Origin of the sequence: Shewanella saliphila (genome assembly GCF_014648295.1) — a bacterium.
In the GTDB taxonomy this organism is placed as follows: domain Bacteria; phylum Pseudomonadota; class Gammaproteobacteria; order Enterobacterales; family Shewanellaceae; genus Shewanella; species Shewanella saliphila.
The window spans coordinates 1-672 of record NZ_BMQV01000114.1; the positions used below are offsets into that span (position 1 = coordinate 1).

The following is a 672-nucleotide window of genomic DNA, read 5'->3' on the forward strand; positions in this document are numbered from 1 at the left end:
ATTGCGCAAGGAAGGCTACCAAGTAGGTCGCTATGCAGTCCGTAAAATGATGCGACGTTTACGGCTAAAGGTAACCCAACGGCAGGCTTATAAGGTGACAACGCAGCGTAAACACTCTGACGCAGTTGCTGATAACTTGTTGAATATGAACTTTAACCCAAGCGCTGCAAACCAGGTTTGGGCTGGTGATGTCACCTACTTAAAGACGGGTGAAGGCTGGATGTACTTGGCTGTGGTGATGGATTTATATTCACGCCGGATTGTTGGGTGGCACATAGACAAACGCATGACTACAGATTTGATATCCAAGGCATTAATGAAAGCCTACAACCTGCGCCAACCGGCCAGAGGGCTGGTATTTCACAGTGACCGAGGCTCACAGTATACCAGCAAGCAATTCGGTAAGCTGTTATCGAACTATGGTATCCGAGCCAGTATGGGGGATGTAGGTGCATGTTGGGATAATGCCGTCGTTGAACGTTTCTTTGGTAGTTTGAAACACGATTGGATTTTTAAAGTTGCTCAACCAACAAGGGAGTTTATGAAGCAAGATGTGACGGCTTACATGAAATATTACAACTTGGAGCGACTTCATTCAGCTAATGGTGATCTGTCACCGGTAGAGTTTGAAAATTCTCAATTAAAAGTGTCCAGTTTGGCTTGACCAGTACA

Annotated in this window: 1 protein-coding gene; it reads left to right on the top strand. The window is 45.5% G+C overall.

The window, feature by feature from the left end; translation table 11 throughout:
• Positions 1-664 (top strand): IS3 family transposase (locus IEY48_RS20330; RefSeq protein WP_188923349.1); only part of this gene is annotated, 664 nt, incomplete at its 5' end.
• Between the last annotated feature and the right edge of the window lie 8 nt (positions 665-672).